This is a genomic window from Planctomycetota bacterium (assembly GCA_021414025.1).
In the GTDB taxonomy this organism is placed as follows: Bacteria; Planctomycetota; Phycisphaerae; order Phycisphaerales; family SM1A02; genus SYAC01.
In genome coordinates, this window is record JAIOPG010000005.1 from 1 (window position 1) to 15,384 (window position 15,384).

16 protein-coding genes are annotated in these 15,384 nt (G+C 65.2%); 9 read left to right on the top strand and 7 right to left on the bottom strand.

Going from position 1 to position 15,384, the window contains the following annotated elements; genetic code table 11:
* On the top strand, positions 1-559 hold a 559-nt coding region (locus K8R92_06160; GenBank protein MCE9619474.1), incomplete at its 5' end, for an epoxide hydrolase.
* Between the two features lie 221 nt (positions 560-780).
* Here the strand turns inward: K8R92_06160 and K8R92_06165 are convergent.
* Positions 781-1,743, bottom strand: coding sequence for an acetyl-CoA carboxylase carboxyltransferase subunit alpha (locus K8R92_06165; protein ID MCE9619475.1), 963 nt, complete (start codon positions 1,741-1,743; stop codon positions 781-783).
* A 176-nt stretch (positions 1,744-1,919) separates the two neighbouring features.
* On the opposite strand from K8R92_06165, the gene K8R92_06170 reads away from it, so the two are divergent.
* The 3 genes from K8R92_06170 to sigJ are packed head-to-tail and all read left to right on the top strand — an operon-like array spanning position 1,920 to position 3,716.
* Positions 1,920-2,291: a hypothetical protein gene (locus tag K8R92_06170; protein MCE9619476.1), complete on the top strand. Its 372-nt coding sequence runs from the start codon at positions 1,920-1,922 to the stop codon at positions 2,289-2,291.
* Positions 2,292-2,301: 10 nt separating this feature from the next.
* Positions 2,302-2,844: a hypothetical protein gene (locus K8R92_06175; GenBank protein ID MCE9619477.1), complete on the top strand. Its 543-nt coding sequence runs from the start codon at positions 2,302-2,304 to the stop codon at positions 2,842-2,844.
* Positions 2,841-3,716 carry an RNA polymerase sigma factor SigJ gene (gene sigJ / locus K8R92_06180; protein ID MCE9619478.1) on the top strand — a complete coding sequence of 292 codons (876 nt, stop codon included), beginning with the start codon at positions 2,841-2,843 and terminating at the stop codon, positions 3,714-3,716. Before K8R92_06175 ends, sigJ begins: the two co-directional genes overlap by 4 nt.
* On the opposite strand, the gene K8R92_06185 is transcribed toward sigJ, so the two are convergent.
* Positions 3,713-5,632, bottom strand: coding sequence for a potassium transporter Kup (locus K8R92_06185; GenBank protein ID MCE9619479.1), 1,920 nt, complete (start codon positions 5,630-5,632; stop codon positions 3,713-3,715). The genes sigJ and K8R92_06185 overlap by 4 nt on opposite strands.
* 24 nt (positions 5,633-5,656) lie before the next feature.
* Positions 5,657-6,682: a DNA polymerase III subunit delta gene (gene holA / locus K8R92_06190; protein ID MCE9619480.1), complete on the bottom strand. Its 1,026-nt coding sequence runs from the start codon at positions 6,680-6,682 to the stop codon at positions 5,657-5,659.
* Between holA and astB the strand changes: the two genes are divergently transcribed.
* The 3 genes from astB to K8R92_06205 all read left to right on the top strand — a co-directional run bounded on the left by astB (position 6,681) and on the right by K8R92_06205 (position 9,483).
* The gene (gene astB / locus K8R92_06195) at positions 6,681-8,129 is read left to right on the top strand and encodes an N-succinylarginine dihydrolase (GenBank protein ID MCE9619481.1); all 1,449 of its coding nucleotides are present in this window, start codon (positions 6,681-6,683) and stop codon (positions 8,127-8,129) included. The two genes, holA and astB, sit on opposite strands and share 2 nt — an antisense overlap.
* Before the next feature lie 68 nt (positions 8,130-8,197).
* Positions 8,198-8,833: an ATP-dependent Clp protease proteolytic subunit gene (locus K8R92_06200; GenBank protein MCE9619482.1), complete on the top strand. Its 636-nt coding sequence runs from the start codon at positions 8,198-8,200 to the stop codon at positions 8,831-8,833.
* Positions 8,834-8,874: 41 nt separating this feature from the next.
* Entirely contained in the window at positions 8,875-9,483 is a 609-nt protein-coding gene (locus tag K8R92_06205) for an ATP-dependent Clp protease proteolytic subunit (GenBank protein ID MCE9619483.1), read from the top strand.
* Between the two features lie 39 nt (positions 9,484-9,522).
* On the opposite strand, the gene K8R92_06210 is transcribed toward K8R92_06205, so the two are convergent.
* Positions 9,523-10,203 carry a phosphatase PAP2 family protein gene (locus K8R92_06210; protein ID MCE9619484.1) on the bottom strand — a complete coding sequence of 227 codons (681 nt, stop codon included), beginning with the start codon at positions 10,201-10,203 and terminating at the stop codon, positions 9,523-9,525.
* A 91-nt stretch (positions 10,204-10,294) separates the two neighbouring features.
* Here K8R92_06210 and K8R92_06215 point away from each other — a divergent pair, with 91 nt between their 5' ends.
* Together K8R92_06215 and K8R92_06220 are read left to right on the top strand one after the other, a co-directional pair.
* Positions 10,295-11,323, top strand: a complete 1,029-nt coding sequence (locus tag K8R92_06215; protein ID MCE9619485.1) for a MoxR family ATPase — start codon at positions 10,295-10,297, stop codon at positions 11,321-11,323.
* Positions 11,320-12,297: a hypothetical protein gene (locus K8R92_06220; protein ID MCE9619486.1), complete on the top strand. Its 978-nt coding sequence runs from the start codon at positions 11,320-11,322 to the stop codon at positions 12,295-12,297. Before K8R92_06215 ends, K8R92_06220 begins: the two co-directional genes overlap by 4 nt.
* Before the next feature lie 13 nt (positions 12,298-12,310).
* Here the strand turns inward: K8R92_06220 and K8R92_06225 are convergent, their stop codons facing one another.
* The 3 genes from K8R92_06225 to K8R92_06235 are packed head-to-tail and all read right to left on the bottom strand — an operon-like array spanning position 12,311 to position 15,358.
* A complete protein-coding gene (locus K8R92_06225; protein MCE9619487.1) occupies positions 12,311-13,561 on the bottom strand; it encodes an LL-diaminopimelate aminotransferase in 1,251 nt (416 codons plus the stop codon).
* Positions 13,562-13,570: 9 nt separating this feature from the next.
* Entirely contained in the window at positions 13,571-14,233 is a 663-nt protein-coding gene (locus K8R92_06230; protein ID MCE9619488.1) for a methyltransferase domain-containing protein, read from the bottom strand.
* Positions 14,234-14,263: 30 nt separating this feature from the next.
* Complete coding sequence (locus K8R92_06235) at positions 14,264-15,358, bottom strand: M42 family peptidase (protein MCE9619489.1); 1,095 nt, start codon at positions 15,356-15,358, stop codon at positions 14,264-14,266.
* Positions 15,359-15,384 lie beyond the last annotated feature (26 nt).

The window sequence follows — 15,384 nt, forward strand, 5'->3', positions numbered from 1 at the left end:
GCGGCCGCATTTGAAGCATCCGTCGCAGCCGCCGGTGACAGCCGAGGAAAGCGCCTGGATCGAAAAGATGAAGGCGTGGTGGCGCCAAGAAGAAGGCTATCGCTCGATCCAGTCGACGAAGCCGATGGCGCTGGCGTTCGGGTTGATGGATTCGCCCGTGGGGTTGGCCGGGTGGCTCGCCGACAAGTATTGGCGGCTCGGCGATACGCGTAAGGATCATCCGTATGACGGCATGGAGGCGCGCTTTCCGATGCACACGATGTGCACGCAGCTTTCGATCTATTGGTATTCGGGCACGATCAATTCGGCGAACATGCTCTATCGTGCCGGTCCCGCCGAACGCAGCGCGTTGCTCAAACCCGGCGAGCGCGTGAGCGTGCCGACCGCCTATTCCGATTATCCCATGGACGACCTGCCGCCGACGCCGGAGAGCTGGGGCCGGCGCGGTTACAACATCGTGCGATGGCGCGAGATGAAAGCCGGCGGGCACTTCGCGGCGATGGAAGAGCCGAAACTGTTTGCCGACGACGTGCGGGAGCATTTTCGCAGCGTTCGCTAAGTCTGGGAGCGCGGGCGTCCCGCCCGCTCTTTCTGAATCTCCACGGCTTTCGCGTCGGCGATGTGCTTAAGGGCGGGCGGGACGCCCGCGCTCCCAGACTGCGCTCGGGTACAACGTCGTGCGCTGGCGAGAGATCTTTAGATGAGCGGAAGGCGCAATTGACGTTAGGTCCAAACGTCCGCGCAGAGTGCAACGAGCAAAGCACGGCGCATGGACTTACCTCACGCCAACCCCACGCGGCCCATCGCCAGGTATTTGTCCCAGCGTGTTTTTTTCAGAAGCTCGGGCGGCATGCGGTCGAGTTCGGTGAGGGCTAGATCGATGGCGTCGCCGGCGTCTTCCATGGCGCGTTCGCGGCCACGATGGGCGCCGCCGACGGGTTCGGGCACGATCGAGTCGATGATGCGCAGTTGGAAGAGGTCTTGGGCCGTGATCTTCAACGCGGCGGCGGCTTCTTGCGCCTTGGCGCCGCTGCGCCAGAGGATCGACGAGCAGCCTTCGGGCGTGATCACCGAGTAGATCGAGTGTTCCAGCATAATGACGCGGTCGCCGGCGGCAATCGCGATGGCGCCGCCCGACATGCCTTCGCCGATGATCAGCGAAATCAACGGCACGGCGAGCGTGAGGCAGCGTTCCGTGCCGCGGGCGATGGCCTCGCCTTGGCCGCGTTCTTCGGCGCTGATGCCGGGATAGGCGCCGGCGCTGTCGATGAGCGTAATCACGGGGATGCCGAAGCGTTCGGCGAGCGTCATTAGACGTACAGCCTTGCGGTAACCGTCGGGCATCGCCATGCCGAAATTGTGGCGCAGGCGCGATTTGGTATCGTTGCCCTTTTCATGACCGATCAACATGACCGGGCGGCCGCGAAAATTTCCGAGACCGCCGAGAATCGCCTTGTCGTCGGCGTAGGCGCGGTCGCCCGCAAGCGGCGTGAAATCTTGGATCAGCGCGTGCGCATAGTCGAGAAAGTGCGGGCGTTCGGGGTGGCGGGCGACTTGCGTCTTTTGCCACGGGGTGAGCTTCGCGTAGGTGTCGCGCAGCAGCTGTTGGGCCTTGGCCTCAAGACGCGAGACTTCTTCGTCGATGGAGACCGCATGCTCGCCTTGAGCGGCGACGCGGCGCAGTTCTTCGACTTTGCCTTCAAGGTCGGCAATGGGTTTTTCGAAATCGAGATAGGCAGTCATGGGGTCGCCCTCAGCGGCGCTGCGAGCAGAAAGAAGAAGCAATCCAAGGCTTTAACCCAGTCGTTGCGGCGTTGTGTCGCGAGAGTTGCCCGATAAAGTCTAGGGTTGTCAACTTTCGTGCCCTGTCACATTGGCCGGGCGAGATGCGTCATATGGCAAAGGAGGCAAGAAGTCCCATGAGAATCCTGACTTTTGTCCTTGCCGCGCTGATGGCCGGGAACGGCGTCTATATGTTTTTGGAACCTCCCGCCTGGTACGCGGCGGTGCCCGGCGTGCCGGACACGGGGCCGCTTAACCTTCATTTCGTGCGCGATATTGGCCTCGCCTATTTGACCGCCGGGGCGGCGCTGGCGTGGAGCGAGTTGGGTGCCGGGTGGCGGGCGAGCGCCTTGGGCGCGATGTTTATCGGGCTGCATTCGCTGCTGCATGTCGGCGAGACGTTCATGGGACATCATCACGATGTGATTTTGAACGAACTTGCGGCGGTGCATTTGCCGGCGGCGCTCGCGATTGCGATTTCCATTTTGCAACGCCGCGCTCAGGCGTAGGGGGCAACTCATGAACCGTTGGCTTTTGACCAAAATGCTCGCGTGGGGGGAGACGCAGATCGGCGACGTGAATATGGACTTCGCCTATCATCTGCGCGATGTCGCGCCGTCGTGGCTGTGGCGGTTCTCAATGATCAAGCTCGTCGAAGGCCAACGTAAGTATACGCCGGCTGAGGTCTATCACTCCGCGGGGATGGCGGCGGCGATGGTGGAAGATTGCGGGCCGTGCGTGCAGATCCACGTGAACCTGGCGCTCAAAGACGGTGTGAAGGGCGACGTGCTTCGGCTGCTGGCAGCGCGGAGGTTGGAAAGCGTGCCGCCGCAAGTGGCGCTCGCGTTTCGATATGGCGAAGCGGTCGCGAAGGGCGAGAGGACGGACGACATGCGCGAGCTGATTCGCAAGTTGTGGGGCGAGAAAGGCTTGATCGAACTTGCGTTCCTGATTGCCACGGCGCGGTTCTATCCGGGACTGAAGCGCGGGCTTGGCTTTGCGCACACCTGCGAGCGCGTCGTGGTCGAAGACCGCGTGACGGCGACGGCGAAGGCTGCATGAGCGGCGGCACGTCCATATTCGAGACCGAGCGCAAGCGTTTGACGGGTGTCGCGTATCGCATGCTGGGGCGCTGGTCGGAGGCTGAGGATGCGGTGCAGGACGCGTATTTGCGTTGGCAGGCGGCCGACCACGACGCGATCGAGACGCCGGCCGCGTGGTTGACAACTGTCGTCGTGCGGCTGTGCCTCGATCGCATGCGGCGGGCAAAGGCGGCGCGCGAAGTCTATGTCGGGCCCTGGCTGCCGGAACCGGTGCTAACGCCGGAAGGCGGCGAGCGGCGCGACGAAGACGTGGAATCCTTTGCAAACGACGTGTCGCTGGGTCTCATGGTCGTGCTCGAGCGTTTGGGGCCGGAAGAACGGGCTGCGTTCATTTTGCGCGAGGCCTTCGACAGTTCCTACGCCGAGATCGCGGCGGCGCTGGGCAAGAGCGAGGTGGCCGTGCGCCAGTTGATTTCGCGGGCGCGCGATCGCGTGCGGGCCGAGCGGCCGCGCTTTCGCGCCGAACCGGAAACGCATCAACGGTTGTTGACCTCGTTTATGTCGGCGGTCGCCGCGAACGATCCGTCGGCGCTGGTTTCGATGATGAAGAGCGACGTGCGCTTCGTCAGCGATGGCGGCGGCAAGGCACCGGCGGCGCTGCGGGTCGTGAACTCACGCGAAGAGGTGGCGCAATTGATCTTGCATCTCGCCGGCGCCAAAGGCGGCCCGCGCGAGCTGCGCTTCGTGACGTTGAGCGGCGTGCCGTCGCTGTGGTCGGTCGACGGTCAGGGCTTCGAAACCGTCACGCAATTCGAAATCGACGACGGAAGAATCCAGTCGATCTTTATCGTGCGCAATCCGGAGAAGCTTGCGCATCTGCGCCTGCACTAAAGCTCGACCTGGGTGCCCATTTCGACGACGCGGTTGGCGGGGATGCGGAAGAAGCGCGTCGCCGACAGCGCGGTGCCTTGCATGGCGATGAAGAGTTGCGCTTGCCAGCGGCGGAGTTCCGAGCGGCTTGCCGGGATGATCGTTTCGCGGCCGAGGAAGAACGTCGTTTGCATCAAATCGAACGAGAGGCCGTATTGGCGGCAGAGTTCGAGCGCGCGGGGCACGTCGGGCCGTTCCATGAAACCGTAACGCACGGTGACCATGTAGAAGCCCTTGCCGAGCTTTTCGACCGCGATGCGCTTTTCGTCGGACATGCGCGGGAAATCGTCGAAGTCCACCTTCATCAGCACCACGCGCTCGTGCACGACGTGATTGTGCTTGAGGTTGTGCAGAAACGCGGTGGGTACGACGGCGAGGTTCGAGGTCATGAACACGGCCGTGCCGCTGACGCGCTCCGTCGTGCGATCCCAGTGGTCGAGGAATTCGCGGATCGGCATGGCGTCGCGATAGAGCTTGCCGATCAGGGCTTCGCGGCCGCGGTTCCATACCGAAAATGCGGTGTAGGCCGCCATGGCGACAACGATCGGCAGCCAACCGCCGGTCGGGATTTTCAGCATGTTGGACGATAGGAAGGCGACGTCGACGACGAGGAAGCCGCCGAAGACGGCAAACGTTACCCAACGGTTCCAGCCCCACAGCCAACGGGCGACAATGATGGCGAGGATCGTGTCGATCGTCATGGCGCCGGTCACGGCGAGGCCGTAGGCGTGGGTCAACGCACTCGACGAACCGAACCAGACGACGATGAACGCAACGCCGATCATAAGGAACCAATTGATCTGAGGGATGTAGATTTGGCCCATCTCGGTCGCCGAGGTGTGGCGGATGTCCATGCGCGGCAGGTAGCCCAACTGAATCGCTTGGCGGGTGAGCGAAAAAACGCCAGAGATCACAGCTTGCGACGCGATTACGGTGGCGCAGGTGGCGAGCGCCACCAACGGATACAACGCCCAACCCGGCGCCAGCAAAAAGAACGGGTTGCTCAGCGTGCGCGGGTTGTTGAGCAACAAGGCGCCTTGTCCGAAATAGTTCAGCACCAAGCAGACCGCGACGCCGATCCACGCGGTCCGGATGGGACCTTTGCCGAAATGGCCCATGTCGGCGTAGAGCGCTTCGGCGCCGGTGACGCACAGCACTATCGAACCAAGGGCTACGAACGCGGCCCAGGGTTGGACGCCGATCATTTGGAACGCGTAATGCGGGCTGATCGCCATCAAAACTTGCGGACGTTCGAAAATCTCGACCAGGCCGAGTGCGCCGATCGTGGCGAACCAGAGCAACATCACGGGTCCGAAAAGCCTGCCGACCGTATGCGTGCCGCGGCTTTGAAAGAAAAAAAGCGCGATCAGAATCATGGTCGCCAACGGGACAACGAAATCGTTGAACGCCGACGTCGCCACTTTGAGGCCTTCTACCGCCGAGAGAACCGAGACCGACGGCGTGATGAGGGCGTCGCCATAAAACAATGCGAGACCCGCGAGGGCGAGGAACCAAATCATCCGGCGGCGGCGCGGTGCGGCGTGACCGGTGCGCAACGCGAGCGAGGCGAGAGAGAGCACGCCGCCCTCGCCTTTATTGTCGGCCCGCATGATGAACCAGCAATATTTGATCGACACCACGATTATCAGCGACCAGAAGGCGAGCGACAAGACGCCGTAAACCGACGTCTCGTTCAGGCCCATCGAGCCGCTGCCGCCGAAGGTTTCCTTCATCATGTAAAGCGGGCTGGTGCCGATGTCGCCGAAGACGACTCCCAGCGCCGTCACGGAGAGCGCCGCGGTGCGCTTCGAAAGCAGCTTTTTTGGCGGCTCCGCATGGAGCGCTGGCGGAGGGGATGGTGCGGGGATGGCCTGCATGGTGGGGCCGAAGGATGGAGGATTCTACCGGGCGATCTGTCCGGCCACCTGCGCGGCGAACATCTCGAAGGTGCGCGCCGGGTCGAGCGACGTTCCATTCTTGGTCGACTGGTCCGCGTTGATGGCGGCCGCGAACATCCGCGCCGCGACGCGCGGGCTCAGCTTGCGGGCGGTCCGCGTCAAGGTGCTCGCGCCGGGTCCCCACAACTTCAGCGCGCGGGCGACATCGCCCTCGTTCCTTCCCGCGGCCAGCAGCCGGCTCGCGTCGTGGAGTTTGCGGGTGAGGTCCACCAGGCTCCAGCCGATCATCACCTCGGGAACGCGGCTCACCGTCAGCAGCTCGTGCAGCAGGCGCAGCGCCCCCGCTGCGTCGCCCGCCAGCACCGGCTGCTGGATTTCCCACGCCTGCTCCTCGCGGCTGAGGCCGGTGAATTCCTGAACCAGCTTTCGGGTGATGGCCGCCCCGCTCTCGCCGGGCTTGGCCGCGGCGGCGGAGAGTTTGCCCAGCTCGGCGTCCAGGCGGGCGAGGTCGCATCCGATCTTCTCCACCAGCAGCGCCGCAGCTCCCTCCTCGAGGTCCGCTCCGTGCGTCTGCGTGGCGCGCCTCAGGCACCAGGCGAGGGCCTCCTCCTCGCCGGGCGAGTCGCACTTGATGACGGCGCCGACCTTGGCCACGATCTTGTCGAAATTGCCGGGCCGCCAGCCCGAGGCGCTGCGCATCAGCAGGGTCGATTCCCCCTGCGGCTGCTCCGCGTAGCGCTCCATGGCGCGGCGGCGCTCCTCGGCGCCCATGAAGGCCTCGGCCTGGTCGACGACCACCAGCTTGTGCACGGCCAGCAGCCCGAACATCCGCAGCTCGTCCAGCACCGTGGCGAGCGACACCGTGGCACCATCGAAGTCGAAGCGGTCGACGCTGCCGAATTTTTCCTTCAGTCCCGCCTCCAGCGCGTGCGAGCGCTCGAGCCGGAGCAGGGAATCCTTCCCGGTCAGCACCACCACGCGCATCTCTGCGTCGACCGGGCTGGAGTCCGCATTCGCGCGCTTGGCCATGGGCGAAAGAGTAACCGTTGATCCGGAGGGCGCCGCGGGACAACGGGCCGCGCCATCGCTTACTCTCCGGCGCGTGAGCGCCGCGCCAACCCATTCCATTCCGGCCGAAGCCAACTTCGACGGCCTGGTCGGCATGACCCACAACTACGCCGGACTTTCCGCGGGAAACATGGCGAGCCAGAGCAACGCGGGTCGCCTATCGAGGCCAAAATCCGCGGCGTTGCAGGGGATCGCCAAGATGGAGGCGGTGGCGGCGCTGGGCATGCCGCAAGGCTTTCTTCCCCCCCATGAGCGCCCCGCGATCTGGGCGCTGCGCGCCCACGGATTCACCGGCGGCGACGAGCAGGTGCTGGCCCGCGCCGGCGCCGAGCAACCGCACCTGCTGGCGCAGTGCTGCAGTTCCAGCTTCATGTGGAGCGCCAACGCCGCGACGGTGGCGCCGGCGGCCGACGCCCGCGACGGACGCACGCACCTGGTGGTCGCCAATCTGAAGTCGATGCCCCACCGCGCCATCGAGCCCGCGAGCACGCATCGCATCCTGAGCGCCGTCTTTCCCGATCGCGCGCGATTCGCGGTGCACAAGGCGCTGCCCGCCGCCGCGGACCTGGGCGACGAGGGAGCCGCCAACCACACCCGGCTTTTCGATCCGGCGGATCCCGCGCGGCCGGCCGCGCATTTTTTTGTGTTCGGCGCCGACGCGGAGCATGCGGAGGTCCGGCCGAAGATCCACCCGGCGCGGCAGACGCTCCAGGCGAGCCGGGGCGTCGCCGAATTGCTTCAACTGGATCCCGCCCGCTGCGTCTTCGCCCAGCAGCATCCCGACGCCATCGACCAGGGAGTCTTTCACAACGATGTCGCCGCCGTGGGCAACGCGTCGACGCTGCTCCACCACCAGGATGCGTGGCTCGATCGCGAGCGCGTGATCGCCGCGCTCGCCGAGAGCGTGGGGAATTCATTCTGCCCGATCGCCGTTTGTCGAGACGAGCTCACCATCGCGGAAGCCGTCTCGACCTACCTCTTCAACTCGCAGCTGCTTTCGACTCCGGAGGACGGGATGACGCTGGTCTGTCCGCTCGAGGTGCGCGACCAAGCCCGGGCGCGGGCCTTCGCCGATCGCATCGTGCGCGATCCGGCCAATCCGATCCGGCGCGTCCTTTATCTGGACGTGCGCGAGAGCATGCGCAACGGCGGCGGTCCGGCCTGCCTGCGCCTGCGCGTGCCGCTGGGCGCGGATGGACTCGCGGGCGTGCACCCGGGCTGCGTCCTCACCGCGGCGCGGGCCGTCGAGCTCCGCGCCTGGATCGAGCGCTGGTATCCGGACGAACTCGCGCCCGAAGATCTTGCCGATCCGAAACTTCTGGCCCGCAATCGCGACGCGCTCGACGCGCTCACGCGGCTGCTCGGCCTTCCCGCGATCTATCCTTTTCAAGGCGTTTCACCGGAGTAATCGTCGGTTTTCAAAGCGGGACTCCTCCGCGTCACAAGTGCCGCGTCGTCGTTATCATCCGACTCTCTATGTCGAGCCCATCGATCCAACTCCCGCACGAAGTTCTTTCGCTCCTCCGGCCCAACACAAATTCCACCAGCTACCAGCGCACCCGCGAGATGACGATCGACGAGCTGCTGCTGGAGAACCGCATCGTCTTCCTGATCGGGGAGATCGGCTACTCCAGCGCCGCCCGCGTCATGATGCAGATGCTCTACCTGGACAGCCAGAAGCGCGGACAGGACATCAATTTCTACATCAACACCCCCGGCGGCAACGTGGACGACACGCTGGCGATCTACGACACCATGCAGTACCTCTCCTGCGAGGTCTCCACCACCTGCATCGGCCGCGCCTACTCCGGCGGCGCCCTGCTGCTGGCCGCGGGCCAGACCAAGAAGCGGTTCATCCTGCCCAACGCCAAGGTGATGATCCACCAGCCCTCCGGCGGCGTCGGCGGCCAGACCTCCGACATTCAGATCCAGGCCGAGCAGATCATCAAGGACAAGCGCTCGCTCAACGAGATCCTGGCCCGCCACACCGGCAAGCCGGTGGAGCAGATCGCCAAGGACGGCGAGCGCGACAAGTTCTTCACCGCGGCCGAAGCCAAGGCCTACGGACTCGTCGACGAGATCGCCGTGTTCCCCGACAAGTCCAAGAAGTAATTGAATTCGACCGCTCATCCCACCCACGAGACCCACCGACCATGACTCTTGTCCCCATCGTGATTGAAAAGACCGGCCGCGGCGAGCGCGCCTACGACATCTACAGCCGGCTGCTCAACGACCGCATCATCTTCGTGGGCGGCCAGGTCAGCGACATGATGGCCAACCTGGTCGTCGCCCAGCTGCTCTTCCTCGCCAACGAGGATCAGAAGTCCGACATCCACCTCTACGTCAACAGTCCCGGCGGCAGCGTGACCGCGGGACTGGCGATCGTGGACACCATGAAGTTCGTCCCCTGCAACATCTGCACCTACATCATCGGCCAGGCTGCGAGCATGGGCTCGGTCATCGCCTGCAGCGGCACCAAGGGCAAGCGCTTCGCCCTGCCCAACGCGGAGAACCTGATGCACCAGCCGCTGATCGCCGGCGTGCTCGAGGGGCAGGCCACCGACCTTGAGATCGAGGCGCGGCACATTCTCCGCATGCGCGACCAGCTCTACGAGATCTACTCCAAGGCGACCGGCCGCACCGTGGCCCAGATCGCCGAGGATTGCGAGCGCAACAACTGGCTGACCGCCAAGGAAATGGTCAACTACGGATTGATCGACGGCGTGCTGGAAAAGCTGCAGATCAAGCCGCCCGTGGTCTGAGCCGGGCCGTTCGCCATTGAGCATTCGATCGCCGCGCCGTCAGCGCAAACCCGCAAACGTGTGGGGCTGGTACCGCCACCAGCACCATTCAATCGCCAGCGTGGAAATGAGGCCGAGGATCAGGCCGACGATCACGTCGGTCGGATAGTGATTGAGCGAGACGATCCGGTTCACGCAGACCATCACGACCAGCGCCGCGGCGGCCGGCGCCAGTTTGGGCCAGCGCAGGACGCAGACCATCGCGATCGCCCCGACCGTCACCGAGTGCCCGGATGGGAAGGAGAAGCTGCCGCCCTCGGGCACCACCCCCTGCCAGTTCGGCCGCGTCCGCAGAAAGATGAATTTCACCAAGTTGACCACGATGCCGCTGGCGGCGATCGACAGGATCAAGAAGACCGCCCAACTGGCGATGTCGCGGCGCTTGCCGAAGAATCCGATGAGCCAGAGGACGGCGCTGAGCAGAATCCACGGGAGGGCGTCGCCCAGCATGCCCAGCTCGCGGAAGAAAAAGAAACTCTTGAAAGTCTCCTCGTTCGACTTGCTGGCGAACTGCGGGTCGAAGGCGAGCCACACCACCATCACCACCGGGATCAGCCCCACGACCACGCCGGCCGCGAGCACGCGGCCCCACGCTGTCGCCAGCAGCGGACGGTAGCCGGCGGGATCGGCCCGCCGCGCCGCGCTCGCCTTGCGGGATCCGAGGGTTTGGATGAAGTTCATGGTGGATTCGCCGGGATTCGGATGGGCGCGTCCGCCGGCGCCTGCCGCCGATCATACAAATGATTTTTTTATTCCCGACTATGATGAGGCGATGAGTGATCCCAAGGACGCCGAGCGGGCGATCGAGTCATTTCGAAACGACTTCGCCCGGGTCCGGTCCGAGGTCCAGAAGGTCATCGTGGGGCAGGCGAACGTGGTCGACGGCGTGCTGGTCGCCCTCTTCGCCGGAGGTCACGTGCTGCTCGAAGGCGTGCCGGGGCTGGGCAAAACCCTGCTCATCCGCACGTTGAGCCAGTCGCTCCAGCTCAAATTCGGCAGGATCCAGTTCACCCCCGATCTGATGCCCGCGGATGTCACCGGCACCACCATCGTCGTGGAGGGCGAACATGGCCGCGACTTCCAGTTCCGCAAGGGGCCGATCTTTGCCCAGATCCTGCTGGCCGACGAAATCAACCGCGCCACCCCCAAGACGCAGAGCTCGCTGCTCGAAGCCATGCAGGAGCGCAGCGTGACCGTCGGCGGCGTCACTCATCCCTTGCAGCCGCCCTTCCTGGTCATGGCCACGCAGAATCCGATCGAACAAGAGGGAACCTATCCCCTGCCCGAGGCCCAGTTGGACCGCTTCTTCTTCAAGCTGCTCGTGGGCTACAGCTCGCGCGAAGAGCTCACCACCATCCTCGAGCGCACCACCGCGGGGACGGAGTCCAAGGTCGAAGCGGTGCTCGGTGCCGAACAGATCATTGCCTATCAAAAGTTGGTGCGCCGGGTGCGCGTGGATCCCGCCGTGCAGGATTTCGCGGTCCGCCTCACCCTGGCCACGCATCCCAAGAGCGAGTTCGCCACGCCGCTGGTCAACCAGTACGTGCGCTTCGGCGCCAGTCCGCGGGCGGCGCAGGCCCTGATCCTGGCGGGAAAGGTGCACGCGCTGCTTGCGGGCCGCGCCCATGTCGCCTTCGACGACGTGAAGCAGGCCCTGCTCCCGGCGATGCGCCACCGTGTGCTGCTCAACTTCGAGGCCGAGGCCGAGGGCCGCACCACGGATGGCATCCTTGAGAATCTGCTCGAGACCACGCCCGCGGACCTGCGCACGCTCCACCGCGCCGCGGAGAGCAGGAAATGAAGCGCGGAACCATGGCCCTCGCCGCCTTCGCGCTCCTGGCCGGCTCAGCGTTCGCGCAGAATGTCGGAGCCGACGCGAAGCCGGCGCCCTCCAAGACGATGGACACACCCGCGGTTGCGACCGCGCCGGCGCCGCCGGACACCGAGAAGCCCGCGAGCACCATGAAGGTTTCCGGCGGTTACATCCATCAATTCGACACCTCCATCTCCCCCAACGGTTCCTACACCTCCGACCGTGTCTACGGCGGGTTTTCCAGCGCGTACACCCTGGCCGACAACCTGAGCCTCTCGGTCGGCATCGGCTACGAATACGACTACTACAACTTCTCGGGCACCAGCGCCTTCGCCATGACCGCGTGGAACAACGTGAACTCGCTGGGCATCGTGCCGCGGTTCGACATCCGCCTCGATCCCCATTGGTCGGTGGGCGCGGCGCCGGTGCTGCAGTTCTCCGGCGAGGCGAACGCGGACGCGGGCAAGACCATCACCGGCGGCGGTCTGGCGAATTTCCGCTACGCCTTCGACGAGACGCACATCCTGGGCTTGGGCATGCTGGTCAAGGGTCAGCTGGACAATTCGGTTCTGGTGGTGCCGGTTCCGCTGGTCGACTGGGAGATCACCAAGGGATTGCGCATCTCGAACCTGCGCGGCCCCGAGGCGAATCCCTTCGTCGGCATCGAGCTGGTGCAGGAGCTCGGGCCGCAGATCAACGCGGCCCTGGGCGGCGCCTGGGAATACCGGATGTTCCGGCTGGACAACAGCGGGCCCAATCCCAACGGGGTCGGCCAGGAGCAGCAGGTCAGCCTCTATGGTCGCTTCGAGTGGCGTCCCGCGCCGCAATTCCGGATTGACTTCGTGGTGGGGGCGGCGCTGTTCAACCAGCTCAAGCTGCGCACCAGCTCCAACAACCTGGTGGCCAGCGAGGATGGCGGCACGGCGCTGATGCTCGGCGTCTTTGCCAGCTTCCGCTTCTAGTCGGGCTGGTCGCTCAGCGGCTCGATGCGGCTGAGGTCAACAGGGCAAGCCGCCGGCCCGCCTCCTCGACGTTCGCCCGGGAATTGAAGGCGCTCACCCGCAGGAAACCCTCGCCGCAATTGCCGAAACCGGCGCCGGGCGTGGTGACCAACTGCGCCTCGCGCAGCAGCAGATCGAAGGCGTCCCAGCTCGAAAGTCCCACCGGGCATTTCAGCCACACGTAGGGCGCGTTTTCGCCTCCCCACACTTGGAGCCCCTGGTCCGCAACCGCCTTGCGCAGGATCGCCGCGTTGGCCAGATAGAAGTCGCACAGCGCCTTCATCTGCTTCTGGCCCTCGGGCGTGCCCAGCGCCGCGGCCGCCTTCTGCACCGGCCAACTCACTCCGTTGCTGCACGTGCTCCATCGCCTCGACCAGAGGCCGTGGAATGGAATCGATCTTCCGTCGCGCGTGCGCCCGGAGACATCCTTGGGCACCACGGTGAAGCCGCAGCGCAGTCCGGTGAAGCCGCCGTTCTTGGAGAAGCTGCGGAACTCGACCGCGCATTGCCGGGCGCCGGGAATCTCGAAGATGCTCCGCGGAATCGCTGGATCGCGGATGTAGGCCTCGTACGCCGCGTCGTACAGAATCAAGGTGCCGTGCTTCAGCGCCCACTCCACCCAGCGCGTCAGCGCCGCGCGGCTGATGACGGATCCGGTCGGATTGTTCGGAAAGCAGAGATACGCCACATCGACGGACTGGGCCGGCGGTTCCGGGACAAATCCGTTGGCGGGCGTGCCATCCATGTAGACCAGGCCCTCGTAGCGGCCGTTCTTCAGGGCGCCGGTGTTGCCGGCCATGACGTTGGTGTCGACGTAGACCGGATAGACCGGATCGGGAACCGCGATCGTGTTGCCGTCGCCGAGCATCTGGAGAAAGTGGCTGGCGTCGGGCTTGCTTCCATCCGAGAGGAAGATTTCGTCGTCCTGGATGTCGACGCCGCGGTCGCGAAAGGCGCTCTTGGCGATCGACGCGCGGACGAATTCATGCCCGGTCGGCGGGCCGTAGCCCTGAAACCGCTCCCGGCGAGCGAGGTCCTCGACTCCTTCGCGCAGCGCCTTCACCGCCGCCTCCGGGAGCGGCTCGGTCACGTCTCCGATGCCGCAGCGGACCACCCGGGCCGCGAGGGCGGGGTTGGCCTCGGTGTAGGCCTTCACACGGCGCGCGATCTCGGGAAAGAGATAGCCCGCGCCGAGCTTGAGAAAATGTTCGTTGATCCACGCCACCGTGCGAACCTACCGGCTCTTGGCCGCCGTGCGGGCGTGCACCGCGGCCGTCTTGGATTTGCGCAGCCGGACCGCGTAGGCCGGGGGAATGTTGGCGAGCACGAGCTGCTCGCGACCGTCGTGCGCCCGGAAGAGTTCGCGCCGGATGCCGCGGATCTCCTTCAGCTGCCGCTTCCCCTTGGAGCCGACCAGCGATCCCTTGATCACCCGCACCCCGGCGTATTCAAAGTAGACCAGTTCGCCGCCCTCGCCGAGCAATTCCAGCAGCGCCGCGAAGATGGAGCGGACCAGCGCCGGCGGGAAATTGTTGAAGGGCAGGCCGCACACAATCACGTCGTAGTTGCCCTCGAGCTTGGCGTCCTCGATCCGGCCGCGATGCAGCCGCACCTGGATGTCCGGATGCGCCCGTCGAAAAGGCGCCAGCAGCCCCTTCTCCAGCGCGTCGCAGAAGAGCTCGTTCAGCTCGACCACGTCAAGGTGGTCCCCGCCGCGCAGATCCTTGAGCAATCTCTTGGTGAAGGGCCCCGTGCCCGGCCCCACTTCCAGCACCCGCCGCGTTCCGGCGCGGGAGGCCAGGTCGCGGGTCATCGCCCTGGCGAGCGCGACGCTGCTTGGCCACACACTGCCGGTGTTTTTGATGTCTCGAAGCGCCTCGCGTACAAATTTCAACATGCGGGTTCCAGTCTACCGAAAGTGCCCGCTTCAAAGCTGCGGAGCAAAGACCTCGTCGCCGGCGAGCCCCAGCGCGAAGCCCGCGAAGATCTCGGCGATCTGCTCGAGATCCTTCAGGGCCGTCATCTCGACGGTGGTGTGCATGTAGCGGATCGGCAGGCTGACGAGCCCGCTGGGGATGCCGCCGCTTTTCACGAAGATGGCGTCGGTGTCCGTGCCCGTGCGACCCGCGGCGCCGCCGCGCTGGACCACGATGTTCCGGGCCTTGGCCACCTCGAAGATCCGGGCCGACACCTCGGGCTGCGCCGCCCCGCCGACCGAGACTTTGGGCCCGCCGCCGAGCTTGAAGTGGCCGTGCTGCGGATGGTTGATGCCGGGGCTGTCCGTCGCATGGCCGACATCGGTGACCAGCGCGACGGTGGGATGGAGCGATGCTGCGATCATGCTCGCCCCGTGCAAGCCGACTTCCTCCTGCACGGTGCTCACCGCCACCACGCGCACTTTCAGATTTGCCCGCTGCTCCGCGATCAGTCGCAGTCCCTCGGCGGCCGCGAAGGTGCCCACGCGGTTGTCCAGGCCCCGCGCCACAATCAATCCGTCGCCCATCAGCATGCTCTGGTCCATGAAGACGCCGGGGTCGCCGATGTTCAGCAGGGCCTGCGCCGACGCCTGGTCCTTGGCCCCGATGTCCACGTAGAGCTCGTGCAGCTTGCGCATCTTGCCCTCGTTGGCCTTGTCCTGGAGATGGATCGCGGTCGCGCCGATCAGGCCCGCCACTGGCTGGGCGACTCCGGCGACGGAGCTCATGAACTGGACGCGCTTGCCGACGATGCTGCCGGCGTCGATGCCGCCGATCGACTTGCAGTAGACGAACCCGTTGGGGTCGATGAAGTTCACCATCAGGCCGATCTCGTCGGCGTGCCCGCAGAGTGCGAGTGTGAAGGGGTTCTTGGTTTTCTGGGAAGGCTCGACGCTGGCGAAGCAGTTGCCGTAGGCGTCGTTCCAGCAGCGGTCGGCAAAGGGTCGGACGTAGGAGAGCCAGACTTGCTGGCCGGCTCGCTCAAATCCCGACGGGCTGGGAGTGTCAAGCAAAGTCCGAAGGAAGGTCAAGGAGTCTGGGCGCATGGGGAACGGAATGTACTCGTTCATGC

What these genes read in the sequence shown, in the direction of transcription:
- K8R92_06165 (MCE9619475.1), bottom strand. Translation starts at nt 1,743, where the DNA reads ATGACTGCCTATCTCGATTTCGAAAAACCCATTGCCGACCTTGAAGGC.
- K8R92_06175 (MCE9619477.1), top strand. Translation starts at nt 2,302, where the DNA reads ATGAACCGTTGGCTTTTGACCAAAATGCTCGCGTGGGGGGAGACGCAG.
- astB (MCE9619481.1), top strand. Translation starts at nt 6,681, where the DNA reads ATGGGCGAAAGAGTAACCGTTGATCCGGAGGGCGCCGCGGGACAACGG.
- K8R92_06235 (MCE9619489.1), bottom strand. Translation starts at nt 15,358, where the DNA reads ATGCGCCCAGACTCCTTGACCTTCCTTCGGACTTTGCTTGACACTCCC.
- K8R92_06205 (MCE9619483.1), top strand. Translation starts at nt 8,875, where the DNA reads ATGACTCTTGTCCCCATCGTGATTGAAAAGACCGGCCGCGGCGAGCGC.
- K8R92_06230 (MCE9619488.1), bottom strand. Translation starts at nt 14,233, where the DNA reads ATGTTGAAATTTGTACGCGAGGCGCTTCGAGACATCAAAAACACCGGC.
- K8R92_06185 (MCE9619479.1), bottom strand. Translation starts at nt 5,632, where the DNA reads ATGCAGGCCATCCCCGCACCATCCCCTCCGCCAGCGCTCCATGCGGAG.
- sigJ (MCE9619478.1), top strand. Translation starts at nt 2,841, where the DNA reads ATGAGCGGCGGCACGTCCATATTCGAGACCGAGCGCAAGCGTTTGACG.
- holA (MCE9619480.1), bottom strand. Translation starts at nt 6,682, where the DNA reads ATGGCCAAGCGCGCGAATGCGGACTCCAGCCCGGTCGACGCAGAGATG.
- K8R92_06215 (MCE9619485.1), top strand. Translation starts at nt 10,295, where the DNA reads ATGAGTGATCCCAAGGACGCCGAGCGGGCGATCGAGTCATTTCGAAAC.
- K8R92_06200 (MCE9619482.1), top strand. Translation starts at nt 8,198, where the DNA reads ATGTCGAGCCCATCGATCCAACTCCCGCACGAAGTTCTTTCGCTCCTC.
- K8R92_06220 (MCE9619486.1), top strand. Translation starts at nt 11,320, where the DNA reads ATGAAGCGCGGAACCATGGCCCTCGCCGCCTTCGCGCTCCTGGCCGGC.
- K8R92_06210 (MCE9619484.1), bottom strand. Translation starts at nt 10,203, where the DNA reads ATGAACTTCATCCAAACCCTCGGATCCCGCAAGGCGAGCGCGGCGCGG.
- K8R92_06170 (MCE9619476.1), top strand. Translation starts at nt 1,920, where the DNA reads ATGAGAATCCTGACTTTTGTCCTTGCCGCGCTGATGGCCGGGAACGGC.